Source organism: Nocardioides sp. (assembly GCF_036503465.1).
Classification (GTDB): domain Bacteria; phylum Actinomycetota; class Actinomycetes; order Propionibacteriales; family Nocardioidaceae; genus Nocardioides.
On sequence record NZ_DASXWU010000093.1, the window covers coordinates 20798 to 27690 of the forward strand.

General features: G+C 71.6%; 7 protein-coding genes. 6 read left to right on the top strand and 1 reads right to left on the bottom strand.

Going from position 1 to position 6893, the window contains the following annotated elements; genetic code table 11:
- Positions 1–3 precede the first annotated feature (3 nt).
- The 5 genes from VGK78_RS16885 to trxA all read left to right on the top strand — a co-directional run bounded on the left by VGK78_RS16885 (position 4) and on the right by trxA (position 4813).
- Entirely contained in the window at positions 4–1818 is a 1815-nt protein-coding gene (locus tag VGK78_RS16885) for a protein kinase family protein (protein ID WP_331528891.1), read from the top strand.
- Entirely contained in the window at positions 1811–2539 is a 729-nt protein-coding gene (sigM, locus tag VGK78_RS16890; RefSeq protein ID WP_331528892.1) for an RNA polymerase sigma factor SigM, read from the top strand. Before VGK78_RS16885 ends, sigM begins: the two co-directional genes overlap by 8 nt.
- Positions 2536–3243 (top strand): hypothetical protein, encoded by a 708-nt coding sequence (locus tag VGK78_RS16895; protein ID WP_331528893.1) that lies wholly within the window; start codon positions 2536–2538, stop codon positions 3241–3243. Before sigM ends, VGK78_RS16895 begins: the two co-directional genes overlap by 4 nt.
- 127 nt (positions 3244–3370) lie before the next feature.
- Positions 3371–4351 (top strand): thioredoxin-disulfide reductase, encoded by a 981-nt coding sequence (trxB, locus tag VGK78_RS16900; protein WP_331528894.1) that lies wholly within the window; start codon positions 3371–3373, stop codon positions 4349–4351.
- Positions 4352–4486: 135 nt separating this feature from the next.
- Entirely contained in the window at positions 4487–4813 is a 327-nt protein-coding gene (gene trxA, locus VGK78_RS16905) for a thioredoxin (protein WP_331528895.1), read from the top strand.
- Between the two features lie 93 nt (positions 4814–4906).
- Here trxA and VGK78_RS16910 read toward each other — a convergent pair whose 3' ends face one another.
- A complete protein-coding gene (locus VGK78_RS16910) occupies positions 4907–5554 on the bottom strand; it encodes a GNAT family N-acetyltransferase (protein WP_331528896.1) in 648 nt (215 codons plus the stop codon).
- A gap of 87 nt (positions 5555–5641) precedes the next feature.
- On the opposite strand from VGK78_RS16910, the gene VGK78_RS16915 reads away from it, so the two are divergent.
- Entirely contained in the window at positions 5642–6856 is a 1215-nt protein-coding gene (locus VGK78_RS16915; protein ID WP_414690703.1) for a pyridoxal phosphate-dependent aminotransferase, read from the top strand.
- The last annotated feature ends 37 nt before the right edge of the window (positions 6857–6893 follow it).

Consider the following 6893-nt stretch of genomic DNA (forward strand, 5'->3'; position numbering starts at 1 on the left):
GCCGTGCCAGAGCACAACCGGCCCGGCGACGTGCTCGCCGACCGGTACCGGCTGACCGACCTGCTCACCGAGAGCAGGGGCGGGCGGTTCTGGCGTGCCTTCGACTCCGTGCTCCAACGCGACGTCGCGGTGCACATCATCTCCTGCGACGACGAGCGCGCGCCGTTGCTGCGAGCGGCCGCCCGCACCTCCGCGACCGTCCTCGACCGGCGGATGCTCCGGGTGCTCGACATCGACGAGGCCGCCGACCGTTGCTTCGTGGTCAACGAGTGGGGCTCCGGCACCAGCCTCGACATCATGCTCGCGGACGGCGGCCCGCTCTCCCCCACGGTCGCCGCCTGGATCGTCGCCGAGGTCGCGGACACTCTGGCGCTCGCCCACGACGCCCAGGTCGCACACGGGCGCCTGGTCCCCGAGAACGTCCTGATCGACACCGACGGCTCGGTGCGGCTGATCGGGTTCGCCGTCGACGCCGCGCTGCACGGCCTGCCCTCCGGTCGCATCGCGACCGACATCGCCGACCTCGTCGGGCTGCTGTACGCCGCGATGACCGGCAAGTGGGCCGGGGCCAGCCGTTCGACGGTGCCACCCGCCCCGTCGTCGCACGGCCACGTGCTGCGTCCCCGGCAGGTGCGCGCGGGCATCCCGCGCACGCTCGACTCGCTGTGCGACCACGTGCTCAACCACGGCGGCGACACCGAGGTCTCCGCGGCGATGCTGGCGGACTCGTTGCGCGACTTCCTCGGCCCGTCGGCGATGGCGGCCGAGGCCTGGCTGGCCCGGATCGAGCACCCGAAGCGCGGCGGGGAGACCGTCGTACTCCCACCCCTGAACGACCCGCCGGTCCGAGAGATGGAGGAGGAGGCGGACGAGCGGAGCGACGAGCCCGCCAAGGACGACGGGCTGGCCACCCAGGCCGGGATGCCGATCTTCCACGAGGACACCGACGAGGTGACCTGGCTGCGTCACCACACGGACAAGCCCGCTCCGCCGCCGGCCTTCGAGCCTCCGCCGGAGCGGCCGCTCTTCGCCCCGGACCCCGAGGAGGGCCAGCCGGTTCGCCGGCCCCGCGCCGCCCCGGTCTCGCCGGGCGCAGGAGGGGGCGGGTTCTGGCCGTGGGACACCGGCACCGGCGCGGGCACCGGCAGCGGCACCCTGCCGGCGTACGTCGACGACGACGAGGACGGCGGCCGGCACGCGCCCGGGACCAACATGCTCCGTCTGGCCGGCATCCTCGCCGCCTGCCTGCTGGTGCTGGTGGCGGTCGTGATCGCCTTCAACCTCGGCCGGGGCAAGACCCCGCTCGGCACCACCAAGGACGAGTCGAGCCAGGGTCCGGGGCGGACCTCGAGCTCGTCCGGTGCGCCCACGGCCTCCGCGCTGACCGGCGTGACCGCACGCGACTTCGACCCCCAGGGCACCGGCGGTGAGAACCCGCAGGAGGCTCCGCTCGCGGTCGACGGACACGCCAACACCGCATGGAGCACGCTCGACTACAAGCAGCAGTTCGGTGACGCCGGCCTCAAGACCGGCGTCGGCCTGGTGCTCGACCTGCAAGGCACGCACCAGGTGAGCGAGGTCGACCTGACCACGGTGGGCAGCCCGACCGCGGTGAGCATCTACGTCTCGCCCACGGATCCGGACAACCTCGACGGGCTGACCCCCGTGGGCAGCACCCAGATCACCGGCACGGCGGGAACGGTCACGCTCGACAAGCCGGCCACCGGTCGCTACGTGGTGGTGTGGCTGACCAAGCTTCCGGCCGTGCCGGGTGGGTTCCGCGGCCAGATCGCCGAAGCGGTGGTGAAGGGTGACTGACCACCATGTGGCCCGGCCGGACGACCAGCCCACCGACGCCGAGCTGCTCGCCGCGCACGTCGCCGGCGACGTCGATGCGTTCGGCCGGCTCTTCGCTCGTCATCGGGACCGGCTCTGGGCCGTCGCACTCCGCACCATGGGCAACCCGCACGACGCCGCCGACGGCCTGCAGGACGGCCTGATGGCGGCGTACCGACGGGCCGAGAGCTTCCGCGGCGAGGCGGCCGTCACGACCTGGCTGCACCGGGTGGTGGTCAACGCGTGCCTGGACCGCATCCGCGCTGCGAAGGTACGCCGTACCGAGACGCTGCCGGACGACCTCGACGAAGGAGGAGGCCGGGGGTCCCCGGTCACGGCGGGCGACGGCCGCGACGACCCGGAGCAGGCGGCGATCGGCGACGAGCGACGACGCGCCCTGCTGGCGGCCCTCGGCACGCTGCCGGCCGAGCAACGGGCCGCGCTCGTCCTGGTCGACATGGAGGGCTACGCCGTGGCCGAGGTCGCGGTGATGCTGGACTGTGCCGAGGGCACCGTGAAGTCGCGGTGCGCGCGCGGACGCGAACGGCTCGCGACCCTGCTCCGCGACCGCCTGGGCGAGAGCCCGGGCGACCGCACGGGCGCTCGACGTGACCGATCTCACCCGGAACCGGACGTGGGTGCCGCCCGTCCCATCGCCGTTCCCCCCGACCCCACGCACGCCGGCGAAGGAGGTGTTCCATGACCGACCGGCCCGACGCCCCCGAAGGCTCGGAGCCGCCCGAGATCGCGGAGGTGCGCCGGCTCCTCGCAGAGTCCCGGCACGCCGATCCGATGCCGGACGAGGTTGCCGCCCGGATGGACGACGTCCTGGCCCGTCTCGGTGCCGAGACACCGCTCCCGCGCGATCGACAGTTCGGAGTGCCCGTCGGGTCGGCCGATGTCGTGCCGATCGCGGCGCACCGCCGGCGTCGGGTCGCCGGGCTGCTCGTCGCCGCGGCCGCGGTCGTCGTGGGCGGGGTGGTGGTGGCTCCGCACCTGTCGAGCGGCAGCGGCCCCACCAGCACCGCCTCCTCGGCGCAGGACAACGCCGGTGGCCGGGCGAGCGAGAACCTCGGCAACTCCGGGAACGCCCAGCAGGGCGACCAGCGCACCACCCCCGAGGCCGCGAACTCGCAGGTCCGCGACGGCCGCCTGGTGGTCAGGCCCCGGCACTTCTCCGCGGATGCGCTCCAGGGCCGCACGCTGCTGCACCGCAAGCAGACGTTCTCGCTCGACCAGCTGAGCTGCGCCGACGTGCCCCGTGACCTCGACACCGTCGCCGCGGAGTACCAACACGCCCCGGCCGCCCTGGTCTACCGACGTGCCGAGGGCAGCACGCAGGTGGTCGACCTCTACGTGTGCGGTAGCGCCCGGCCGATCAGGTCCACCACGCTTCCGGCGCCCTGAGTCCCGACCCTCCGGGGAGGCCGGTGACCCGGGAATCCGGCTCGCCTACGATGCGTTCTAACCCCTGGTCGGACACGCCCCGCCGGTGGCCCGACCGCGACCCCCGACCGGCAGCTGGGAGCAGTACATGACGCAGTCGCAGGACGTCCGCAACGTGATCATCGTGGGATCAGGACCCGCCGGTTACACCGCCGCGGTGTACGCCGCGCGAGCGTCGTTGCACCCGCTGGTGTTCGAGGGCTCGGTGACCGCGGGCGGTGCGCTGATGAACACCACCGAGGTCGAGAACTTCCCCGGGTTCCGCGACGGGATCATGGGTCCCGCGCTGATGGACGAGATGCGGGCCCAGGCCGAGCGCTTCGGCGCGGAGCTGGTCTCCGACGACATCGTCTCGATGGAGCTCACCGGCGAGATCAAGACGGTCAGCACGGCCACCGACACCTACTCCGCCCGGGCCGTGATCCTGGCCATGGGGTCGGCGTACCGCAAGCTCGGCCTGCCGCGCGAGGAGGAGCTCTCCGGGCACGGCGTCTCGTGGTGCGCGACGTGTGACGGGTTCTTCTTCCGCGACCAGCACATCGCGGTGGTCGGTGGCGGCGACTCGGCGGTCGAGGAGGCGACGTTCCTCACCCGCTTCGGCAGCAAGGTGACGATGATCCACCGGCGCGACGAGCTGCGGGCCTCCAAGATCATGCAGGAGCGGGCGTTCGCCGACCCGAAGCTGGAGTTCCTGTGGAACTCCGAGGTCGCCGCGATGAACGGCGACGACCGGCTCGAGTCGATCACGGTCCGTGACACGGTGGACGGCAGCGAGACCGAGCTACCGGTCACCGGGCTGTTCATCGCGATCGGCCACGACCCGCGCTCGGAGCTGATCAAGGGACAGGTGGAGCTCGACGACGACGGGTACGTCGTGGTCCGGCACCCCGCGACCGAGACCAACCTGACCGGCGTCTTCGCCGCCGGCGACCTGGTCGACCACCACTACCGCCAGGCGATCACCGCGGCCGGCACCGGCTGTGCGGCTGCCCTGGACGCCGAGCGCTACCTGGCCGACCTCGACCATGCCGCGTCCGCACAGGCGGAGCCGGCGACGGCGTCGGTCTGACCCCTTCTGCACGCGTCTGTCTGCACGCGCCTCCGAGCCGGGAACAACCGTCGGCGGCATGATGTTCTCTCAGGTGACACCACGCCGACCGATCGGTGGGAGCGTGTCGACCCGATCAACTGGAAGGAACTCCCCGTGGCGAACTTCGCTGCCGTCACCGACGCCGACTTCGAGACGACGGTGCTCAAGTCCGACAAGCCGGTCCTGGTGGACTTCTGGGCCGAGTGGTGCGGCCCGTGTCGCCAGGTGGACCCGATCCTCAGCGAGATCGCTGCGGAGCACGGAGACAAGATCACGTTCGTGAAGATGAACGTCGACGAGAACCCCGTGGTCCCCTCGTCCTACCGCGTCAACGGCATCCCGACCATCAACGTCTACCAGGACGGCGAGGTCGTGAAGTCGATCGTGGGTGCCCGCCCCAAGGCGGCCCTGCTGCGCGAGCTCGAGGAGTTCATCGCCTGAGCGAGGGCTGACGAGGAATTTCCGGGAGGCGGTCGAGCCAACAGGCTCGGCCGCCTTTCGCGGTCTCCGGCCCTACCGCAGGGATCCCCGGCTTCAGGAGCGCGTCGTCGTGCGCGGGTGGTCGGCCGTGGTCTTCGGCACCGGCCGGACGGCCCCGAGCAGCTTCTCGAGCGCACCCTCGAGCTCCTCGCGCCACGACAGCGTGGTCCGGAGGTCCATCCGCATCCGCGGGTGGCGGGCATGGGCCCGCTGGGTCTTGAACCCCACGCTGGTCAGGAAGTCGACGGGCGTCACGCAGCTGCGCGCGCCCGGCCGCCCCGGACCCCGGGTGTCGCCGAACGCCTCCACCGCAGCGATGCCGCCCCGCTCGATCAGGTCACGCGCCATCCCCTGCACGAGCATCCGGCCCAGCCCCCCACCGCGGGCGCCGGGCTCGACGTACAACGCCGACAGGAGCACGGCGTCCGACGAGACGGGCGCGGTCGGGAAGGCTCCGGCACCCGGAAGGTACGCCGGCGGGGCGTAGAGCGCGTAGCCCACCGGACGGTCGTCCATCAGCACGACCCGGCCGCACGAGCCCCAGTCGCGCAGGACCTCCGACATCCAGGCCTCTTTCTCGGCCGCGGGCTCCTCGACGCGACCCCGGCGCACCGGGTCGAGCTCCCAGAAGACGCACGTCCGGCAGGGTGCGTCGAGCTGGGCGACGTGGTCGAGCGTCATCCGGACGACCTTGCGCGACATGGCACCCCCTCACGCAGCGACGGCGTGGTCGAGGAACGGCATCGGACACCATCGTAGGCGCGACTCGCAGGCTGGGAAGATGGGATGGTGCGCCGGATCCGTCAGAGCCAGAAGCTGCAGCACGTGCGGTACGACGTCCGCGGGCCCATCCTGGTCGAGGCACAGCGGCTCGAGGCCGAGGGCCACCGGATCCTGAAGCTCAACATCGGCAACCCGGCGCCGTTCGGCTTCGAGGCCCCCGACGCCATCGTCGCCGACGTGGTCCACCATCTGCCGGAGGCGCAGGGATACAGCGACAGCCAGGGCATCTACCCGGCGCGCACCGCCGTCGCGCACTACTACCAGGAGCGCGGGCTGCGCGGCGTGACCGTCGACGACGTCTTCATCGGCAACGGCGTCTCGGAGCTGATCTCCATGGTGCTCCAGGCCTTCGTCGACGACGGCAACGAGGTCCTGGTGCCGGCGCCCGACTACCCCCTGTGGACGGGCGCGGTGACCCTGTCCGGCGGCACGCCCGTGCACTACCGCTGCGACGAGGCCGACGGCTGGGATCCCGACCTCGCGGACGTCGAGTCGAAGGTCACCGAGCACACGCACGCCATCGTCATCATCAACCCCAACAACCCCACCGGAGCGGTGTACAGCGCGGAGACGGTGAAGGGCCTGGTCGACATCGCCCGGCGCCACGAGCTGGTCGTGATGGCGGACGAGATCTACGAGAAGATCCTGTACGACGACGCGGTGCACCATCACGCGGCGACGTACGCCGGCGACGACGTCCTCTGCCTGACGTTCAGCGGACTGTCCAAGGCCTACCGCGTCTGCGGATATCGGGCCGGCTGGGTGATGATCTCCGGCCCCACGGAGCTGGCCACCGACTTCCTCGAGGGCCTCACCCTGATCGCGAACATGCGGATGTGCGCGAACGTACCGGCCCAGCACGCGATCCAGACCGCCCTCGGGGGCTACCAGTCGGTCCATGACCTGGTCGCTCCCGGGGGTCGCTTCCACGAGCAGACGATGCTCGCCGACCGGCTGCTCAACCAGATACCCGGAGTCAGCTCGGTCCGCCCGGGCGGTGCCCTCTACTGCTTCCCTCGGCTCGACCCCTCGGTGTACCCGATCGAGGATGACGAGTCCTTCGTGATCGACCTGCTCCGGGCCAAACGGATCCTGGTCACCCACGGTACCGGCTTCAACTGGTTCGAGCCGGACCACTTCCGTCTCGTCACCCTGCCCGACGTCGACGTGCTCACGGAGGCCATCGGGCGGATCTCGGACTTCCTGGCCACCCGGCGCTGACCTGGCAGAACACCCTCGTGTCGATCAGATGACGAAT